Annotated in this window: 20 protein-coding genes; 9 read left to right on the forward strand and 11 right to left on the reverse strand. The window is 66.4% G+C overall.

Going from position 1 to position 18,767, the window contains the following annotated elements; genetic code table 11:
• Positions 1–173: 173 nt before the first annotated feature.
• Entirely contained in the window at positions 174–821 is a 648-nt protein-coding gene (locus tag FJ967_RS29125; RefSeq protein WP_140735758.1) for a GcrA cell cycle regulator, read from the reverse strand.
• Positions 822–1,363: 542 nt separating this feature from the next.
• Between FJ967_RS29125 and FJ967_RS29135 the strand changes: the two genes are divergently transcribed.
• Positions 1,364–2,059 carry a helix-turn-helix transcriptional regulator gene (locus tag FJ967_RS29135; RefSeq protein WP_181176188.1) on the forward strand — a complete coding sequence of 232 codons (696 nt, stop codon included), beginning with the start codon at positions 1,364–1,366 and terminating at the stop codon, positions 2,057–2,059.
• 53 nt (positions 2,060–2,112) lie between these two features.
• Here the strand turns inward: FJ967_RS29135 and FJ967_RS29140 are convergent, their stop codons facing one another.
• Entirely contained in the window at positions 2,113–2,394 is a 282-nt protein-coding gene (locus FJ967_RS29140) for a hypothetical protein (RefSeq protein ID WP_140735817.1), read from the reverse strand.
• 183 nt (positions 2,395–2,577) lie between these two features.
• On the opposite strand from FJ967_RS29140, the gene FJ967_RS29145 reads away from it, so the two are divergent.
• The 4 genes from FJ967_RS29145 to FJ967_RS29160 all read left to right on the forward strand — a co-directional run bounded on the left by FJ967_RS29145 (position 2,578) and on the right by FJ967_RS29160 (position 4,817).
• Positions 2,578–2,940: a hypothetical protein gene (locus FJ967_RS29145; RefSeq protein ID WP_140735761.1), complete on the forward strand. Its 363-nt coding sequence runs from the start codon at positions 2,578–2,580 to the stop codon at positions 2,938–2,940.
• A gap of 100 nt (positions 2,941–3,040) precedes the next feature.
• Positions 3,041–3,652 (forward strand): hypothetical protein, encoded by a 612-nt coding sequence (locus FJ967_RS29150; protein ID WP_140735762.1) that lies wholly within the window; start codon positions 3,041–3,043, stop codon positions 3,650–3,652.
• The gene (locus FJ967_RS29155; protein WP_140735763.1) at positions 3,649–4,245 is read left to right on the forward strand and encodes a hypothetical protein; all 597 of its coding nucleotides are present in this window, start codon (positions 3,649–3,651) and stop codon (positions 4,243–4,245) included. Before FJ967_RS29150 ends, FJ967_RS29155 begins: the two co-directional genes overlap by 4 nt.
• Positions 4,242–4,817 carry a hypothetical protein gene (locus FJ967_RS29160; RefSeq protein WP_140735764.1) on the forward strand — a complete coding sequence of 192 codons (576 nt, stop codon included), beginning with the start codon at positions 4,242–4,244 and terminating at the stop codon, positions 4,815–4,817. The genes FJ967_RS29155 and FJ967_RS29160 overlap by 4 nt, the downstream gene beginning before the upstream one ends.
• Before the next feature lie 155 nt (positions 4,818–4,972).
• Here FJ967_RS29160 and FJ967_RS29165 read toward each other — a convergent pair whose 3' ends face one another.
• Positions 4,973–6,241: a hypothetical protein gene (locus FJ967_RS29165; RefSeq protein WP_246675429.1), complete on the reverse strand. Its 1,269-nt coding sequence runs from the start codon at positions 6,239–6,241 to the stop codon at positions 4,973–4,975.
• A 238-nt stretch (positions 6,242–6,479) separates the two neighbouring features.
• Here FJ967_RS29165 and FJ967_RS29170 point away from each other — a divergent pair, with 238 nt between their 5' ends.
• Positions 6,480–7,058 (forward strand): flagellar basal body-associated protein FliL, encoded by a 579-nt coding sequence (locus FJ967_RS29170; RefSeq protein ID WP_246675430.1) that lies wholly within the window; start codon positions 6,480–6,482, stop codon positions 7,056–7,058.
• A 38-nt stretch (positions 7,059–7,096) separates the two neighbouring features.
• On the opposite strand, the gene FJ967_RS29175 is transcribed toward FJ967_RS29170, so the two are convergent.
• The 4 genes from FJ967_RS29175 to FJ967_RS29190 all read right to left on the reverse strand — a co-directional run bounded on the left by FJ967_RS29175 (position 7,097) and on the right by FJ967_RS29190 (position 11,567).
• Entirely contained in the window at positions 7,097–8,113 is a 1,017-nt protein-coding gene (locus FJ967_RS29175) for an ABC transporter permease (protein WP_140735766.1), read from the reverse strand.
• Positions 8,110–9,690, reverse strand: a complete 1,581-nt coding sequence (locus FJ967_RS29180; protein WP_140735767.1) for a sugar ABC transporter ATP-binding protein — start codon at positions 9,688–9,690, stop codon at positions 8,110–8,112. The genes FJ967_RS29175 and FJ967_RS29180 overlap by 4 nt, the downstream gene beginning before the upstream one ends.
• A gap of 103 nt (positions 9,691–9,793) precedes the next feature.
• Entirely contained in the window at positions 9,794–10,741 is a 948-nt protein-coding gene (locus tag FJ967_RS29185; protein ID WP_140735768.1) for a substrate-binding domain-containing protein, read from the reverse strand.
• Positions 10,742–11,006: 265 nt separating this feature from the next.
• Positions 11,007–11,567, reverse strand: a complete 561-nt coding sequence (locus FJ967_RS29190) for a dienelactone hydrolase family protein (protein ID WP_140735769.1) — start codon at positions 11,565–11,567, stop codon at positions 11,007–11,009.
• Positions 11,568–12,089: 522 nt separating this feature from the next.
• On the opposite strand from FJ967_RS29190, the gene FJ967_RS29195 reads away from it, so the two are divergent.
• On the forward strand, positions 12,090–12,788 hold the full coding sequence (locus FJ967_RS29195) for a RibD family protein (protein WP_140735770.1): 699 nt from the start codon (positions 12,090–12,092) through the stop codon (positions 12,786–12,788).
• A 10-nt stretch (positions 12,789–12,798) separates the two neighbouring features.
• Here the strand turns inward: FJ967_RS29195 and FJ967_RS29200 are convergent, their stop codons facing one another.
• The gene (locus FJ967_RS29200) at positions 12,799–13,683 is read right to left on the reverse strand and encodes an SDR family oxidoreductase (RefSeq protein ID WP_140735771.1); all 885 of its coding nucleotides are present in this window, start codon (positions 13,681–13,683) and stop codon (positions 12,799–12,801) included.
• A gap of 100 nt (positions 13,684–13,783) precedes the next feature.
• Between FJ967_RS29200 and FJ967_RS29205 the strand changes: the two genes are divergently transcribed.
• On the forward strand, positions 13,784–14,635 hold the full coding sequence (locus FJ967_RS29205; RefSeq protein ID WP_246675431.1) for a helix-turn-helix transcriptional regulator: 852 nt from the start codon (positions 13,784–13,786) through the stop codon (positions 14,633–14,635).
• Here the strand turns inward: FJ967_RS29205 and FJ967_RS29210 are convergent.
• Genes FJ967_RS29210 through FJ967_RS29220 form a run of 3 tightly spaced genes read right to left on the reverse strand, consistent with a single transcriptional unit; the run spans position 14,632 to position 17,141 of the window.
• The gene (locus tag FJ967_RS29210; RefSeq protein ID WP_140735773.1) at positions 14,632–15,078 is read right to left on the reverse strand and encodes an SRPBCC domain-containing protein; all 447 of its coding nucleotides are present in this window, start codon (positions 15,076–15,078) and stop codon (positions 14,632–14,634) included. The two genes, FJ967_RS29205 and FJ967_RS29210, sit on opposite strands and share 4 nt — an antisense overlap.
• Positions 15,075–15,860 (reverse strand): IclR family transcriptional regulator, encoded by a 786-nt coding sequence (locus FJ967_RS29215; RefSeq protein WP_140735774.1) that lies wholly within the window; start codon positions 15,858–15,860, stop codon positions 15,075–15,077. The genes FJ967_RS29210 and FJ967_RS29215 overlap by 4 nt, the downstream gene beginning before the upstream one ends.
• 51 nt (positions 15,861–15,911) lie before the next feature.
• Complete coding sequence (locus FJ967_RS29220) at positions 15,912–17,141, reverse strand: adenosylhomocysteinase (RefSeq protein ID WP_140735775.1); 1,230 nt, start codon at positions 17,139–17,141, stop codon at positions 15,912–15,914.
• A 168-nt stretch (positions 17,142–17,309) separates the two neighbouring features.
• Between FJ967_RS29220 and FJ967_RS29225 the strand changes: the two genes are divergently transcribed.
• Positions 17,310–18,689, forward strand: a complete 1,380-nt coding sequence (locus FJ967_RS29225) for a sodium:solute symporter family protein (protein WP_140735776.1) — start codon at positions 17,310–17,312, stop codon at positions 18,687–18,689.
• The last annotated feature ends 78 nt before the right edge of the window (positions 18,690–18,767 follow it).

Consider the following 18,767-nt stretch of genomic DNA (forward strand, 5'->3'; position numbering starts at 1 on the left):
CACCATATGGCGAGAAATGTCCAATTCACCCCCCGTGGCCGCAACCCGGCCGCGAAGGACGGGCAGGGCAATGAGAGGCGGCGGCGCCGCTTCGGCAAGTGGCATCCGAATGAGATGCTTGACGTTTGATCCCGCCATGTCAGCGCTTCCCTCATCCGCCTGCCGGCAAGCTCTCATTGACAAACACGGCGCTGGAAACGCCCCTGGTGGTAGCTGCAGTAGCTTTTCAGCGCCCTGGTGCGCATGCCGCAGCACAGCATGTCCTGGCCAGGCCGCTCGCTTTGCGGGTCTTCCTCGAGCGTCAGGTCGAGCGGCGCGCGGCAGCGGTCGAACAGGCAGTCGATGAAGCGCATCGCCACGCCATGCGGCTGCCGGCCGATCGGACCGCGCGGCTGCACCGGCGGCTCGAAACGATAGGTTTGACCATCGGCGACCAGCACGCCCGCCTCGCGCCGGACAGGCCGGGACCGGGCGGGCGGCAGGTTCCGCTTCAACCGGCCGGCGGACTTGCCTGGCACCACCGGCGACGAGGCGGCGCCCCCACGGCTGGTGGCGCCCTGCATCTTGCCGGCGCCTTTCCGTTCGACCTTGGCGGTGCGGCCCGCTTTGGCCAGCGCCGTATGGTCCCCCGGCAGGCCCTTGCCGTTGGCAAAGCCAATCGCGCCCAGCATGGCGTTGCGGTGGACGATGCCGATAATGGCATTGCGGGACACCGGGGCCCCGCGCCGGGCGCTGAACGCCGCCGCGATCCTCGATGCCGAAAGCCCGTCCCTCAGCCAGCCGGCGATCGCCTGTATCTCACTGTCGCTGTAGCTTGCCATGTCGTCTCCATTGCGCGGCCGGCGGCGGCCGCGCACGGCGCCGTCGGGCAAGCGTCGGGTTTTGCCCGCGGCGCCATCGGCGCTGCCGGGACTGGTCTGGCCTGTCGGCCGTTGGGATTTCCTGCGGTTGGGCGGTTCAGCCCGGCCGGCTGGTGCGGCCAGGGGCGCAAACCGCCCTGCCCTTTGTCGGCTCGTCAGGGATGCCGTCCCGCGTCCGGATCGGAAAACGGCAGCCGGTTGGGCGGGATTGGGGGCCGGAGCCGCGGGGAGCGGCGGCTCCGGCCGTTCCGGCCGCCGGTGACGGGCGAACCGGACGCGAGGCCGATGCGTCAAGGCGATCGGCTTCGCGCGTCGCCCGGGCCGGGGAGGAGGACGGCCGGGGCGGAAGGGAAAGGACGTCGGCATCCGGCAAGATCGGCCTGGAGGCGCTGTCGACTCTGAAGGGGTTGAGCTTTTGCATGAGGTGATATAAGCATAACTCAAAAATTGATGCAAGCCATTCTTTCATGGACGGAAGCAAGACTTGTCGATCACATGAGGCCATGGTGAAAACGCAACTGTCGATCAGGGTCGGAGCCGCGATCCGCCAGGCCCGCAAGCAGCGCGGCCTGGTCATGCGCCACATCGCCGAGCACAACGACACCGATGTCGCCGCCGTCGGAAATTGGGAAACCGGGCGCAACCTGCCCAAGACCGAGAACCTTTTGAAGACCGCCGCCTTCCTGCGCGTCGACCCGGTCGCGCTCGGCCAAGGGCAAGTCGTCTTTCTCGACGATGCCGGCCCGGTGGCGGATGCCGAGATCGTCACCGATGCCGGCCCCTTGCCGGCCGGAGCGATGGATATTCCGGTGCTGGGCGCCGCGGTCGGCGGCGATGACGGCGACTTCACCCTCAACGGCGAGACGGCCGGCTACGTCCAGCGCCCGCCGGGCGTGCGCAGCCTGCCGAAAGTGTTCGCTCTGCATGTGCTGTCGGATTCCATGGTGCCGCGCTACGAGCCCGGCGACATGATCTATTGCGGCGGCCGCGACGCCGTGCCGGGCGACCATGTGGTGATCGAGACCTTTCCGGAAGAAAACGAGAAAAACGGCAAGGCCTTCATCAAGAAACTGGTCCGGCGCACGGCGGGCGAACTGGTGGTCGAGCAATACAATCCGCCCAGGACGATCACCTTCAACCGCTACGCCATCAAGCAGGTCTGGCGCGTCATCCCGCTGAAGGAACTGCTGGGCTATTAGGGCCGAGACGCTTCCCCTTGCGGGAGAAGGAAGAACCCGGCCCTCAAGCCCGCCTAACCCGCCTCGCGATCGCTCAGCATCCGCGCCTCGGTGCGCACGCGCTGGCGTTCGTCGATAAAGGCGGCCTGGATCGAGATCGCCGTGCCCGGCAGCCCGTCGTCGCGACAGGCCGAGCACACGATGCGGCCCGACAGCGCGGCCAGCGGCGTGTTGCCGTTCACCCCGAAGCGCTTCAACTGATCGGGCCGCCACCACCTGTTGCGGCCGCAATCGGCGCACTCGACCGACAGCGAGGCGACCTGCGCGATCACTGCTTCCCTGCCCGGCAACGCCATCATCCCCTGTCCTTTTGTTTCTGATTTGTTCCTATCTTCCCGTGTTTTGAAGCGGGAGTCGAGTCGCAGTTTTCAACCCTCTTCAATAGTCTCTCTTTTATGTCTATTTGAGTTATGCTTATATATGACTTGCAAAATGTGAGTCGGCGCGGAACTGCCCGCGCCCCGGACGCGGGAGAAAGAATGGATGCCGCCGATTTCGCCCGCGCCTGCGGTTACACCGGCGACAGTCCAGCCCTCATCGAGGCTTTCGAGGCGATCCGCCGCAACGGCATCGCGCAGGCCCGCCTGGATCATTTCAGACGCAAGGCCGTCATCGATGAATTGAAACAGTCGGAGCAGCTGTTCCTGGCCGCGATCGGCCCGGCGCTGTCGGCGCACGAAGCCGTCGAGGACGCCGCCCGCTTCATCGCCGGCTGGCGCGCCATGCCGGGCTGGCGCCAGGAACGGCGCCAGCGCGATCTCGCGCGGTCGAGACAAAAGCTTCTCATCGCCCGCTTCTTCCGCCGCTACGGCCATCGCCTGTGGGTGCTGGAAGCAGCCTGAAGCCGGGCATCGCTGGACCAGCCATTTGCGGGTTCCAATCCCTGCTTTTTCTTTCTAGATTGCGCGTGGGTGGCTGATCGTTCGACGTGCATAGTTTGGAATGTTTGCGACTGCCCGCTCAAAAATTCAGACCTGGATCACGGCCGGCGCTGGAACCATCGCCGCTTTGTTCGTCGCCGGCCTGATGGGGGCGTTCGGCGCCCTGCCCGCCCATGCTCCGCCGCAATTGTCGCCGGACGCCGCCATCGAGGCCGGGCGTTGGCGCCTGCAGCCGGTGCGCGCCTATGTCAGCCATGCCAGGGTGTATGGCGTGGCGCTGAAGCCGGGCCAGAAAGCGCTGGTGCTGGAAGTCGACATGACCAACCGCACCGCGCAATCAGACAAGGGCTATTTCAACGTTTTCACCCCGGAAGGCATCGCCCTGCCCGACCCCTCGCCGATGATCGCGCTGGTGCGCGACTCCACGCTGACGCCGGAACTGCACCCCGGCATGACCGAGCGCATGGCCTATGTCTGGCCGCTTGCCGGCGATGCCGCCGTGCCGGCCAATCTCGCCTTCGCCGTCACCGCCGAAATCTTCAAGCCGCATGACAATCTCTACGGCACGCCCGGCTGGTACAACCCCTACCGGCTCGGCACCGTCACACTGCCGGTCGCCGACCTGCCGGAGGGCGGGCAGCCGCAGAGCGGGCAGTCCGGGAGCGGCTCATGAGGATCCGCGTGCTCGGCAATCTCGCCATCCTGTGCGCGACCGTGGCGCTGAGCTACGGCATGCAGGTGACGAAGCCGCATTATGCCGAGCTCACGGCGCCTGTCCCCATCGATGGCGCCATGCATGACACGGTGCGGGCGCGCAGCTTCGATGTCAGGCTGGATAAGGTGATCTTCGCGCGCCGGCTCAAGACCGATCAGTTCGGCCAGGAAAAGCTTTTGACGACCAGCGGCCTGTGGGCGGTGGTGACGACAAACCTCACCGCGGTCGGCACGTCCACGACGGTGGCCGACGGCACCTGGCAGGGCCCGACCGGGCTGCGCTACCACCAGACGGAGCGGCTGGGCTACCGCCAGGACATGCCGCCGCATGGCGTCGATCCGGGGCTGGACAAACGCGGCCTCTTCGTCTTCGAAGTGCCGCCGGACCAGATACGCGGTGCCAGGCTGCTGATATCGGCGCGCCAGTTCGGCCCGCTCGACGCGCAGGCCCGCATCAGCCTCGATGGGCTGACCATCGGCGCCGACGGCCAGCCGGCCGGCATCCTGCCGGAATTCGACCTCGACGCGCCTCCATCCCAGGGCAAGTCATGAGCGCTGTTTCGACAGGCACGGAGGCGGCGGCCGACCGGCAGGCCGAGCGAAAATGGCGCCGGCGCGGTCTTGTCGCGCTTGCCATCCTGCTACCGCTGACGCTGGCCGAAACCAGCTATGACAGCGTGCGCGAATGGCTGCGTGGCGAGGATCTTGTCGCCCGCGAGGTCGCGTTCGGCCAGTCCGTGCCGTTCGGCGGCAGCGACTGGAAGCTCGCCGACCTGCGCGGCGGCAAGGCCGGCCGCCTGCCCGGCGGCGCCTTCGCCGTCATCGCCACCTTCACCGTGACCATCGGCGACCCCGACCTGCAGAAGCAATGGCTGGGCTGCAAGCTGATGCTGACCGACGCCGCCGGGCGCCGCTGGCTGCCCGATTTCATCAGCGGCGTCAGCCTGCCGGAAGGCACGATGAACTGCACCTCGGCGATCTTCTCCGGCGCCAGGAAGGGCGACACCGTGACCGTCGGCGACATTTTCATCGTGCCGCAGGACGCGGTGAAGACCATTCGCCCGGCTGTGGGATTGAGCGGCGAGCGGCCGTGGTATCTGCGTTTTCAAAGGCCGCCGAAGTGAGCGTCCTTCTCCCCGTCCCTATACGGGGAGAAAATGGCGGCAGCCAGATAAGGGGCAGCGCCAGCGCTTCGGTAAGTGGCTGCTACGCCCAATATCGCGGTCAGCGCTGGCCTTGCGAATCCAAGCTCTCAGTTCTTTTGCGTCAGCGCCGCCCCTCATCCGCCTGCCGGCACCTTCTCCCCGTGAACGGGGAGAAGGGAGCTCAGCGAAAATGCCGTCTCCAGCACGGCGGCCAGGAAACATATGCGCAGCGGCTCGATCAGGATGCCGGTGGAGGAATCCTGGAACGGGCTGCCGAACAGCAGCGTCACGCCGCGCGAAAAGATCTGCCAGACGTCGAGTTCGTGCGGGCCGATCACCCGCGTCGCGCCAAGCCATAGCCAGGCCGCGCCCCAGTCGAGCAGCCGGTAGCCGACAACAAGCGTGCACAACAGCACCAGGCTGGAGCTCACCGTCAGCCGCACGCCATTGGCGATCGGCAGGTAGCGCGAGCGGTAGCCCTTGACGAAATGCTCGACGAAATCGCGCAGGAATTTCGGCATGCCGGCATAGCGCTGGCCTAACCGCTGGACGCGGCCGTGGACCTGCATCAGCGCCGCATCGTCGCGCACGTCATAGCCATAGATCAGCGCCGCCATCACCAGCCAGATCAGCGGCAGGAGCATGTAGAAGAACAGGTTGATGGCGATGGTCGAGGGCAGGATCGAGGTGATCTCGACCGGCACCACTGGTGCGGCGCTCGCCGCCGTCACGGGGCTCGCCAGCCCGTCGCCGGACGCCTGCAGCACGGACCAGAAATTGCGGCTCATCAGCCATTGCAGCGCCGAGTCCTTCCAGCGGCTGATGACGTAGAGACCGACGAAGATCCAGTTGGTCTCGCAGATCACCACCACGATCTGCCAGAACGAGTTTGCTCCGATCCTGGTCTCCGAGGTCTTGCCCTGCATGAGCTTGGCGAGCCGCCGGATCAGCCAGGACACGGCCACCGAGATCAGGAGCCAGCGCGAATCGAGCACGTCGAGCACGTTGGCGCTCTGGCCGAAATCGGCCTGGTCGAGCGTCTCGCGCGAATATTGCCGCACGATATCGCCGAGGAACCCCCAGGCCGCGTAGTAGGCGAAGAAGGGGAGCAGCGCGATGGTGATCATGCGCACCAGCCGCGAGCCGTGCCTGCCGGCGCCGTCCGCATGCTTGCCGGCGGCCTCGCTCTCGGCGGCAGCGGCCTTGTCGGCGCCGCGCTGCGCGGCCAGCAGATTGGGCAGGCCCGGCCGCAGCACATGGAACATCGCCACCGTCACCACCAGTTGCGCCAGCGCCACCAAGGTGAGCATGGCAAGCCCGGCGAAATGATTGGCAAGTGCCACGCGCGCCGCCAGCTGCATGAGGAGATCGCCGGCCAGCACCCCGGCCAGTACAAGGGCCATGAGTTGCGGCCAGAAGCGCCGCAGCAGCGAAAAACTCAAGCTGATCGGTCTGATTATATCGGCAACCATGAGCTTCTCTCACGCTGCCACCCGCCAAGGCCTTTCTAGCAAGGCTCCAAGGTTTTGCAACCGGCGCGGCCTGCCTTGCCGGCGAGTGGCGACGTCAGCCGCGCCGGCCCTCTTTCCGTCGGATTGCTGCGCTGATTGACGGGTTCGATACACACCGGAAGGACCCGCCATGAAACGCCTTGTTCTCGCTGCCTTGTGGATGATGGCGCTGGTCTGGTCGGCCCATGCCGCCGGCGACACCGCATCGGGGCTTGCCGACGCCACCGTGCTGATCGTGCGTCATGGCGAGAAGCCCGACGGCGGCACCGGCCTGTCGCCGGCCGGCGAGGCCCGCGCGCAAGCCTATGTCGCCTATTTCCAGCCTTTGATGCTCGACGGCACGCCGTTCCGGCCCGACATGCTGGTGGCCAGCGCCGATTCCAGAAACAGCGCGCGCGAGCGGCTGACGCTGACGCCGCTCGCGCAAGCCCTGAAACTGCCGATCGACCAGCGCTTCGCCGACAAGGACGTCAAGGACCTCGTCGCGGCGCTGGCCAGCGAAACGCACGGCAAGTCGATCCTGATCGCCTGGCATCACGGCCAGTTGGGCAAGCTGATCAAGGCCTTCGGCGCCGATCCCAAGGCGCTGCTGCCGAACGGCAAATGGCCCGGCGATGTCTTCAACTGGGTGGTGGTCCTGCGCTTCGACCACACCGGGCAGCTGGTGCCGGGCTCGGCGCGCATCATCGAGGAGAAACTGGACGGTTAAAAGCCTTTTTTCCCTTGTGAGAGAAGCGACGGTCAGCGCTACCGCCTCACCCTTGATTTCAGCCAGCGGTCGAACGCCACCGCCAGGATCAGGATCAACCCGATCACGATGCTTTGCGTGTAGGACGAGACGTTGTTGAACTGCAGCCCGTTCTGCAGCACACCGATGAGCGCGGCACCCACCACCGTGCCGCCGACCGAGCCGATGCCGCCGAACAGCGAGGTGCCGCCGATGACGACGGCGGAGATGACCGTCAGTTCGTAGCCGATGCCGGCGACCGCTTCGGACGAATTCAGCCGCGCCGACAGCACGAAAGCGGCGAGCCCGGCGAAGAAACCGACGATGACATAGACCGAGACCAGGATGCGGTCGACGCGCAGGCCCGAAAGCCGCGCGGCTTCCGCATTGCCGCCGACGGCGTAGACGGCGCGGCCATAGCGCGTGTAGCGCAGCACGATGTGGCACAGGATCGCGGCGATGGCGAAGATGATCGCCGGCACCGGCACCGGACCGATCAGGCCGGTGCCGAACCAGCGCATCGAAGCATCGAAGCCCGAGATCGGGCCGCCATTGGAGATGGTCAGCGTCAGTCCGCGAAACACCGTCAGCCCGCCGAGCGTGACAACGAAGGGCGGCACTTTCAACCTGGTGATGGCGAGCCCCTGCACGCCGCCGGCGGCCGCGCCCACCACGGTCGCGGCAAGCAGCGCGGCGAACCAGCCATAGCCCTGCGTGCCCGAAGTCGACAGCGACAGCGTGTTGGCCGCGCCGCCCTTGGCCACGACCGCCGCCACCATGCCGCAGAAGGCGAGCAGCGAGCCGACCGAGAGATCGATGCCGGCGGTGAGGATGACGAAGGTCATGCCGAGCGCGATCAGCCCGGTGATCGAGATCTGCCGCGTGATGTTGAAGAGGTTGATCGGGTCGATGAAGCTCGGCTTCAGCACGGTGAAGACGACGACCAGCGCCGCCAGGAACAGCAACGGTCCGAAGCTCATCAAAAGCTTTGCGAGCGTCGCGCCGCCGCGCTGGCTCTGTTCATCGGCGATGCTCATCGTGCCTGCCCCTCCTGCTCACGCCCATCCTGCCTGTCGAGCGCCATCAGTTCCATCAGTCTTTCCTCGCTGGCCTCGACGCCCGGCATCTCGCCGGTGATGCGGCCGCGGCGCATGGTGACAATGCGGTCCGACACCGCCAGCACCTCCGGCAGTTCGGACGAGATCATCATCACCGCTATGCCGCGCGCCGCCAGTTGCACCAGGATCTGGTGCACCTCCGCCTTGGCGCCGACATCGACGCCGCGCGTCGGCTCGTCGACAACAAGCACTTTCGGATCGCGCGCCAGCCAGCGCGCCAGGATCACCTTCTGCTGGTTGCCGCCCGACAGGCCCTCGATCGCCTGCTCGGCCGAGGCCATGCGGATCGACAGCATTTTCCTGAAACCCGACAGCGCGTCGCGCTCGCGCCGCTCGGCCATGAAGCCGAAGCCGTTGCTGAAGCGGCCGAGCGAGGCGACCGAGAAATTCACCAATATGCCAAGCGCGGCAAAGATCGCCTGGTGCTTGCGGTCCTCCGGCACGAGGCCGATGCCGAGTTTGATCGCGTCGGCCGGCGAGGCCGGCGCTATTGGTTTGCCGTCCAGCGTGATCGTCCCCGCGGCGATCCGGTCGGCGCCGAAAATAGCGCGCGCCAGCTCCGTGCGACCGGAGCCGACCAGCCCGGCGACGCCGAGGATCTCGCCCGCCTTGAGATCGAGGTCGACGCCGTCGAGCACGATGGCATGCGGCGCCTCGGGATCGCGTACGGTGCGCAGACCGCGCACCGAAAGCACGACATCGCCGGCCACCGCGCGCTGTGCGGGCCTGGCGTAAAGCTCGGAGGCGGCGCGGCCGACCATCTTTTCGATGATGGCGGGCAGTTTGATCGGCCCGCCCTGGCGGTCGAGATGCCCCGCCAGCCGGCCGTCGCGCAGCACCGTCATGCGGTCGCAGATGGCGGATGCCTCCTCCAGCCGATGGGTGACGAACATGATGGCGACATTGTCCTTGCGCAGCCGGTCCATGATCGACAACAGCCGTTGCACCTCGGTCTCGGTCAGCGCCGAGGTCGGCTCGTCCATGATGATCAGCCGGCTCTTCAGGGACAGCGCACGCGCGATCTCGACCAGTTGCTGCTCGGCCACCGACAGCGCCGACACCGGCGTCATCGGGTCGATGGCGAGGCCGACACGGGCGGTGATCGCGCGCGAATCCTCCTCCATGCGTCGCCAGCTCACCAGCCCGAGCGGCCCGGTCGGCGCGCGGCCGATGAAAATATTCTCCGCCACCGTCAGCGTCGGGATCAGGCTGAGTTCCTGGTAGATGGTGACGATGCCGAGCCGCTTGGCGTCCTGCGGGTTGGACGGGGTGTATTCGGCTCCGTCGAAAGTGATGCGGCCGCCCGATGGCGGCATGACGCCGGACAGGATCTTGAGCAGCGTCGACTTGCCGGCGCCGTTCTCGCCGAGCAGGCCGAGGATTTCGCCGGGACGGACGTCGAGCGAGACGTCGCTCAGCGCCGTGACGCCGGCGAAATGCTTGGTGACGCCCTCGACGGCGAGCAGGACGGGGGACGGTGCGGCTTCAGCTTGCAAGGGCGGCTTCCTCAGTGAAGTTCATCCGGTCTCCGTCAACGCTTGAACGCCCCTCTCTGCCCGGCAGGGCAGAGAGGGGTGATGCCCCGCCGGCCTTTCCAGCCTACTTCGTCTCGTTCAGCCTCTCCGCCTTGTCGAGATTGTCCTTGCCGATGACGATCGGCGTCAACAGCACCAGCTTCTCCTTCGGCTCGGTCTTGTCCTTGGCGAAGGCGACCGCGATCTGCACGGCGGTGCGCGACTGCTTGCCGGGGAACTGTTCGACCGTGCCCGCGAGCTTGCCGTCGCGCACGGCCACCAGCGCTTCCGGCAGCGCGTCGAAGCCGTAGATCTTGACGTCGGTGAAGTTGCGCGCCGCACAGGCTTCCAGCGCGCCGAGCGCCATGTCGTCATTGGCGCAGATGATGGCGTCGGGCTTGCCGTTGGCGGCAAGGCCAGCTTCCGTCACCGTCAGCGCCTCGGCGCGGGCGAAGTTCGCGGTCTGCTCATAGATGATCTGGTACTTGTCCTTCAGCGGATCGAGCACATTGTGCACGCCCTTGTTGCGGTCGATCGCGGGGCCGGCGCCCGGCTGGCCCTGCAGGTGGAACAGCTTGGCGCCGTTGGGGAACGCCGCCACCACGGCTTGCGCTTCCGCCTCGCCGCCCTTGACGTTGTCGGCGCCGACATGGGCGAGAATGCCTTCCACGCCGTCGACACGGCGGTCGATCGTCACCACCGGAACCCCGGCCTTGACGGCTTCCTCGATGGCCGGCGCCAGCGCGTTGACGTCGAGCGGCGAAATGACGATGGCATTGACCTTCTGCACCAGCGCCGCCTCGATGTCGGCGGTCTGCTTGGTGGCCGAGTTCTGGCCGTCGCTCTCGGTCAGATTGACGCCCTGGGCCTGCGCCTCGGCCTTGATCTCGTTCAGCATGTGCACGAAGAACGGAAAGCCGAGACTGGGCACCGAGCCCAGTATGGTGAGCTTGTCGTCGGCGAAGGCCGAGCGTGCGGCCACGACCATGGCGCCCGCGGCCACGGACGTCATCAGGAATTCACGTCTGTTCATGGGTTCCTCCTCCACAGAAGCGCACGGTCCCTAAAAACCGGGACCGGTTTCAGGAAGGATCACGCGCCGGTTCAAAGTGTTGGAGCATCCTCCTTGCGCCAATAACGCATGCCGCTCCAGCTGAGCGCCGCCTAAAATTCCTCCGATCGGCGTCAACAAGAGGATGCTAACCCAGGGTCAACCATTTGTGCAACATCGATATAACAGAGCCGGGCACCGAATTGTCGGAATTATCGGAACTTTGGATCGCGGGCGCGAAAGCTTTCTACGCCAGGAACGCCAAGGCACGGCTCCACAGCAGCGCGGCCGCGGTTTCGTTATGGTCGGGCAGCGCCGGATCTGAAAAATAATGTCCCGCGTCCGGGTAGCGGAAAACCCGCACGTCCGCTCCCGCCGCCTCCGCGCCGTGCTGCCAGGCGCGGACGTCAGGAGCGGGAAAGAAGGGATCGGCATCGGCGACATGGAGCTGCACGGGCAGGCCCGATCGCAGGGTCGGGGGGGCGCTTGCCAGCCCATGCAGCAACAGCACTCCGGCTGACGCCGGACGCGCGCCCCAGAACTCGGCCACCACGCCGGCGCCCATCGAAATCCCCGCCAGCACCGCGTCGCCGGGTGTCGAGGCCAGGGCATCTCCAGCCCTTCGGCGGATCAGGTCCCAACCGATCCGGTCCTTGATCGCGAAGCCTTCGTCGAGATTGTCCGTCGCCGCGCCGCCATAGAGGTCCGGCAGCGTGACGGCATGCCCCGCGCCGCGCAGCCGCTCGGCGGCACGCCGCTCGTTTTCGCGCAGCCCCAGCACTGAGTGGAAAAGGATGATGGCGGCCATCAGAGGGGCATTGTCCTATTGCGCATCTGCAACACCGGCCAAACAGTTGAGGCTACATTAGCCAGGCCGATTGACAATTCGTCGGCGAGCGGCACTTTTCATGGATTGAGGGACCAACAGGGGGATTCCCAATGATGAAGAAGACATATCACAAACCAGTGCTGTCGAAGAGGGAAAAGCTGTCCAACGTCGTCGCTTGCCCGACCTCGGTGTGCGCGGCCTGACAAGCAAGCACAGCCGATGAGCAAGAAGACATATGAACCGCCGCGGCTGGTCAGGCGCGGCAAACTGACATTGCTTACCGCCGAGCCAATACCGATCTCGCCGCCGACCCGGTGAGTGACTGGTCGCCGGACCCGTCTGTTCGGGTCTTGCTGTTCGAGCCTCGGCCGGTTGACAGGCGGCGGCCTTGCCCCAGGTGATGGCGCAAGGCAGGGGACCGCGCAATTGACACTTCACGAGAAGCCCGCTGCCCTGGAGGTGGCGGGCTTTTTGCTTGGACTTTCGTTTTGGAGAATTCCCATGAAGCCGCATATCATCTGCCATATGCTTGCCTCGCTCGACGGCAGCCTTCATCCGAGCCGCTACACCGAAAGCCCCGATGGCAGCCGGGCCGAATGGTCGGGCCTCTACGAAGAGATCCACGGCGATCTCGAAGGCGACGCCTGGATCGTCGGCCGGGTCACCATGGCCGAGATGAGCAAGGCCGCCGCGCACCCGCCCGCGCATGCGGGTAAGGTCGAGAAGCCGCATCATTTCGCGCAGCGCGATGCCGGCTGCTTTGCCGTGGCGCTCGACGCCTCCGGCAAGCTTCACTTCGCCAAGCCGGATATCGGCGGCAACCATGTCGTGGTGTTGCTCGGGCACGATGTCGCCGACAGCCATCTGGCCGAGCTCGCCGCCGACGGCGTGTCCTACATCGTTTCGCAAACCCCCGACATCGATCTCGCCGCCATGCTGGACGTGCTGGCACGTGAGCTCGGCATCCGCCGCTTGCTTCTGGAGGGTGGTGCTGGCATCAACGGCTCCTTCCTCGCGGCGGGGCTCGTCGATGAGCTCAGCCTGCTCATTGCCCCCGCGCTCGATGCGCGGGCGGCAAACCAGGGTTTTGTCGAGTTCGGCGAGGCCGGCCTGGCGGGCAAGATGCAACTGTCGCTGACAGGCTGCGAAACGCTGGCGCATGGCGTGATCCACTTGCGCTACGCCGTCACCTCCAGTTGAGGCGCGCGGCTCAGTATTTCATCGCGTCGAGATCGGCGATCAGCGTCGGGCCGGTCGGATGCCAGCCCAACCGCTGCCGGGTCAGCGCGCTGGAGGCCGGCAGGTCCATCGGCGCGAACAGCGCCATCCAGCCGAAATGCTCCGCCGCCTGTTCCGGCGCGATCGAAACGACCGGCAGGTTGAGGCCCCGGCCAAGCGCCTCGGCGATGGCGCGCACCTCGACGCCTTCCTCGCCGACCGCGTGATAGCGCGCGCCCGGCTGCCGCTTCTCGACCGCAAGCCGGTAAAGACGCGCGGCGTCCGAGACATGACCCGCCGAATACCGATTGCGGCCCTCGCCGACATAGGCCGAGACGCCCTTCTGCCGCGCGATCTCGATGAGCGGCGAGATCAGTCCCTGCTTCACCGTGTCATGGACCTGCGGCAGGCGCAGCACCGACAGGTTGATGCCGGCCTCCAGCAACGCATTGCCGGCGAGTTCGGAGGCGATGCGGGGATTCTGGTGGCCGGGATTGAAGACATCCTCGACCGCCAGTTCGCCATGTCCGGGGCTGCCCATGCCGACGCCCGAGGTGATCACCAGCGGCCGGTCGGAGCCGGCGAGTGCCTGACCGAGCGCAGCGATGACACGGCTGTCCTTTTCGCAGTTCTCGGCGAAGCGCGAGAAATCATGGTCGAACGCGGTGTGGATCACGGCGTCGGCCCTGGCCGCGCCGTCACGCAGGCCCTCCGGCTCTTCGAGGGTTCCGCGATGCACCTCGGCGCCCGCGGCGCTGAGAGCTTCGGCACCGGCATCGGAGCGGGTGACGCCGACCACCTGATGGCCGGCCTTGAGAAGTTCGGGAACGATGGCCGAACCGATGAAACCGGTCGCGCCGGTGAGAAAGATACGCATGCAAAATCTCCTGCGGTTGCCTGCGTAATATTGCTGGTCTATTATTCCATTAAAGTAGTGACTTTATCATGGTATAATCTTTAACAGGATGACCAACAGCATGCCCACCGGTGCCCCCGGCTCGCTCGCCGCCTTCCTGAAGGACCGGCGCACCCGGCTCGACCCCGCCTCGTTCGGCTTTTCCGGGCGCCGCCGCACGCCGGGCCTGCGCCGCGAAGAGGTCGCCCAGCGCGCCAACATCAGCCCTACCTGGTACACATGGCTGGAACAGGGCCGTGGCGGCGCGCCTTCGGCAGACGTGCTGAACCGCATCGCCAAGGGCCTGCTTCTGACCGAGGCGGAACGCGAACATCTGTTCATGCTCGGGCTCGGGCGCCCGCCCGAGGTCCGCTACAGGGGCGACGAGGGCGTCAGCCCCCGGCTGCAGCGGCTCATCGATACGCTGGAGGCAAGCCCTGCCTTGATCAGGACCGCGACCTGGGATGTCGTTGCCTGGAACAGCGCCGCTCAGGTCGTGATGACAGACTACAGCGCCCTGCCCGCCAACCAGCGCAACATACTGCGCTTCATGTTCCTCAGCCCGGCAATCCGCGCCAGGCAGCACGATTGGGAAAACCTCGCCCGTTTCGTCGTGGGTGCGTTCCGCGCCGACGCCGCGCGCGCCGGCGCGGTTTCCGAGGTCGCACAGCTGGTCGACGAACTGTGCGGCGCCAGCCCGGAGTTCGACGCGCTGTGGCGGGAAAACGACGTGCTCAGCCATGGCGACGGGACCAAGCGCCTGAAGCATCCCGAGCTCGGCGACATCGAGCTCGAATACTCGGCCTTCGCGGTCGACGGCCGGCCGGATCTCAGCCTGACCGTCTACAATCCGGTCGACGGCGCGGTCGCCGACCGCATCCGCGACCTCGCCCGCCGCCGCAAGGAAAGGGACGCGAAGCTCACCGCTCCTTAAGCGCCTTCGCACATTGCCTTCAGGATCCGCAAGGTCGGCCCCCAATAGAGGTTGGCATGCGGGCGGATCGACGGCTCGGCAAAGCCGCTCAGCGTCACAGTCAGCAGCGTTCCCTCTTCCGCCGGCGCCAGGGTGAAGCCGACCACCGTACGGTTCTCGGGCACATCGGCGAGCCGCGAGGCCGACAGCGTGCTCCAGTAGTCATAGGCGAACGCCCGCTGCGGCTCGAACGACCGCACCATGCCATTGTTCTCGAACGGCATGCCATGCAGCAGCCCACGGATCACGATCGCGCCGCCGGTATGCGGCTCGAGGCTGACATCGAGCTCCTCGTCGGACATCCATTGCGCGATCATCGCCGGCGTCGTCAGCACCCGCCAGACCTTGGCCGGCTCGGCATGGATGGCGATGGCCTTGACGATCGGCGCGCAAGGATCGGTCACGGCGCGGCGCTTTGGCCGGCGGGCTCCGGCGCCAGCACCAGGGCGATCTCGTGCGCCGCTTGCGCCGCATGGCTGCGCACGGTGGCCAGATCGAGCATGCTGTAGCTGGTCGCCACATAAGGCACGGTCAGTGCCGCGACCGAATGGCCGAACGGTCCGATGACCGGAAAGGCAAGATCGATGACACCAGGCTGCAGCCCGTCCGCCACCTCTTCATGGCCGGCGGCGCGGATGCGCGCGAGCGCCTCGCGCATGTCGCCCTTTTCGTCAGCAATGCCAGAGGCTTGCAGCCATTGATTGATTCTGTCCTGCGGCTGGAACGCCATCAGCGTGCGGCCGGTCGCGGTGTCGAACAGCGGAAATTCGGCGCCGACGCGGACCCGGAAGCCGAATGCCGCCGGGCTTTCGACCTGGGCCAGGATCAGCACCCTGCCGGCATTGTGGACGCCGAGATTGCAGGATTGCTGGATGGCGTCGGACAGCCGCCGCATCGACGGCAGCGCCGCCTGGACGAGGCCGCGCAGCGGCTCGTGCCGGTGCGCCAGTTCGAACAGGCGCGGCGACAGGAAATAGGGTCCGGCCGGCCGGTCGCGAAAGATGTAGCCGCGCCGCTCCAGCGCCTGCAGCACACGGTAGATCTGGTGGATCGAGCGCCCGACAGCCTCGGAAATCTGGCCCTGGTTCAGCCCGTCCTTCTGCTCGGCCAGGAGTTCGATGATGTCGAACGCCTTTTCCAGGGCCGGTACCGAATAGTCCGGCGCTTCCGCGGTCTTGCCAGCCATGCCCCACAATCCTTCAGGCGTCAGACGGAGAGAATCAGGGGCCTACCATAGCTACAAGGCGGCCCCCATCGAAGCCGTCATCAGGCGGGCGATGCGCCGGTTAATGTCGTCGGGCACCGGCTGCGCGCCCGCCGCGAGCCCCGCGCCCGTGACCACCCGCTCCAGCGACAGCGCCTGCAGCATGAAGCCGATATCCATGGATTCGATCGAATTGCCCTTCGGCTCGACGCCGGCAAGGTTGAACATGCGCCCCTCGGCGATGAGGATGACATGCCTGCCATTGGCGAGGTCCAGCCGCCGCAGAGTGCCGTCGATATCCGTGACGGCATTGGTCATGGCGTCGAGACCCGCGGTGTCGATCTCCCAGGGAAAATGCCCCGAATTGGCCAGCACCGCGCCGTCCGCCATGGCGGCGATCGCGCTGGCCGGCAGCGCACCGGCGCGGCCGGTGGCGGTGATGAACACTTCCGCCCAAGGGGCAAGATCGGCGAGCGGCGCCACGCGGTAGCCGTCGAGCGCGGCCTCCAATGCCTTGATCTCGTCGACCTCGACAACAGCCACCCGGCCACCCAGCGCGCGCAGATATTGTGCGATGCCGCGCCCGCACCAGCCATAGCCGACGACGCAGAAGCGCCGGCCGGGGATCATCAGATTGGTGATGCGCATGAAGCTTTCCACCACCGATTGGCCGACCGCGTGCTTGTTCTCGCCGATCGCCTTCAGCGGGCTGTCGTTGATGACGATGGAGGGGAACGGCACCTTGCCGGAGAGTTCGCCGCGCAGCCGGTCGCCGCCCGAGGTCGTCTCCTCTGTGCCGCCCAGGATCGACGATGCCCCGCCCCTCCCGACGATGCCGGCGGCAAGGTCGGCGCCATTGTCGAGCAGGATGTCGGGCCTGGCGTCCAGCACCCGCCCCAGATTGGCGTGATGATCGGCGAGCGTGTCGGCGCGGCGGCCGAACATGCCGATGCCCCGGCTCTGCAGGAAGGCCACGACATCGTCCTGCGTCGAGCCATGATTGCCGGTACCGACGATCTCGGCGCCGCCTTCGGCCAGCACTTCGAGCAGCACGGCGGTCTTGGGCTCGACATGCAGGGAGACACCGATGCGCCGGCCGGCGAACGGCCTTGTGCGGCTGAACTCATCGCGAAGCCCCGCCAGCAGCGCCATGCGCGAACGGATCCAGGCGATGCGGGCGCGGCCCCTCTCGACCAGTTCGGTGTTTCCCGGGTTGGCATCAGCCGGATGGGCATCAGCCGAATTGGTAGGGGCTTGGGTCATTCGAACGCTCCGATCTTAATCCAGATTCAGCACTTGCAAAAAAGTTTTTTGCATGTGACAAATCTTGCAGAGGGTCGTCAAGCCCCGACAAGGGGACAACGAACAGAACTGCGCGGCGCGCCCGGTGTCCGGCGCGCGTCATCGGCTTCGCATCTGAAGGGGTAGAAAATGGGAAATCTGGATATAGCGGTCGTCGCCGTCTATCTCGTGGCGGTCACCGGCATCGGGCTCTACTTCGCCCGCTCGATCAGGACCGAGGAAGACTACATCGTCGCCGGCCGGCGCATGGGGCCGCTCTGGCTGACCATCTCGGCATTCGCCTCCTGGACCGGCTTGGCCGGCCTGTTCGGCACGCCCGAAATGGTGGTCCGCTACGGCATAGCGGGCTCATGGTGGTGGTACACCTTCCCGATCGGCCTGCTGCTGATGGGCATCTTCCTGGCCAGGATCGTGCGCCAGCGCATGCATGTGACGACACCCGACATTGTCGCGCAGGATTATCCGGGCTCGGTGCGTGTCGCCGCATCGCTGGTGACGAGCTGGAACTACCTCGCCTGGGCTGCCGCCCAGGTGTTCGGCATCTCCATGGTGTTCACCCTGTTCTCCGGCATGGACCCGACAACCGGCGCCATCGTCGCCTTCCTCGTCGTCATCGTCTACACCATGCTCGGCGGCTTCCTCGCCGTGGTGGCGACCGACGTGCTGCAAGCCGTCATCTTCCTCCTCGTCATCGGCGTCGTGGCGCCGCTCTTCGTCATCTTCGGACCCGGCGTGCCGCACATCTACGAGGCGACGAAGGACATTCCGGGTTTCTACAATCTGTTCGCCAACGTGCCGCCGGCGACGCTGTTCGTCTGGTTCCTGCTGTTGCCGGCCGGCTTCATCGACACGATCGGCTTCCAGCGCGTCTTTTCCGCCAACTCCCCGGACACGGCGCGCAGGGGCCTGATCAACGGCTTCATCATCATGGCCATCTTCGGCCTCGTCCTCACCTTCCTCGGCATCGCCGCCAAGGCGCTGCTGCCGGCGGGCGCCAACCCGGTCAACGCCATGCCCGACCTGATGGTGCAGCTTCTGCCGCACGGCGTCATCGGCGTGCTGGTGGCCGCCTTCCTGGCGGTGGCGATGTCGACGGCGAGCACCACGCTGCTGATCACCGCCACCACGCTGCAGCGCGACGTCATCTCGCGACTGCGCCCCGACGCCAGCGACCGGGAGAGGTTGTGGACCAGCCGCATCCTGCTCCTCGTGCTCGGCCTGGTGGCGTTGGTCGTGGCGCTGTCGGTGCCCGGCATCGTCACCATCCTGATGCTCGGCTTCTCGGTCTATGTGCCGGGCCTGCTCTTGCCGGTGCTGTCGGCCACCTTCGGCTGGCGCATTCCCTCCTGGTCGATGCTGGCGACCATCGTCATCGGCGCCGGCTCGACCGCCATCCTGGTGCTGATGGGTGAACCCGGCGGCATTCCCGCCTCGCTGATCGGCTTCCTGCTCTCGGTCGTGCCCTTCGTCGCCGGTCTGATGACGCGACCGCAACGGCAGCCGGCGTGAGCACCGGACAGGAACAGCCAAGGTCCAGGAAAAGCAATGATAAAGCTCCATCCTGAATCAGTTCCGGATGGAGCCCGA

Source organism: Mesorhizobium sp. B2-3-4, assembly GCF_006442315.1.
Classification (GTDB): domain Bacteria; phylum Pseudomonadota; class Alphaproteobacteria; order Rhizobiales; family Rhizobiaceae; genus Mesorhizobium.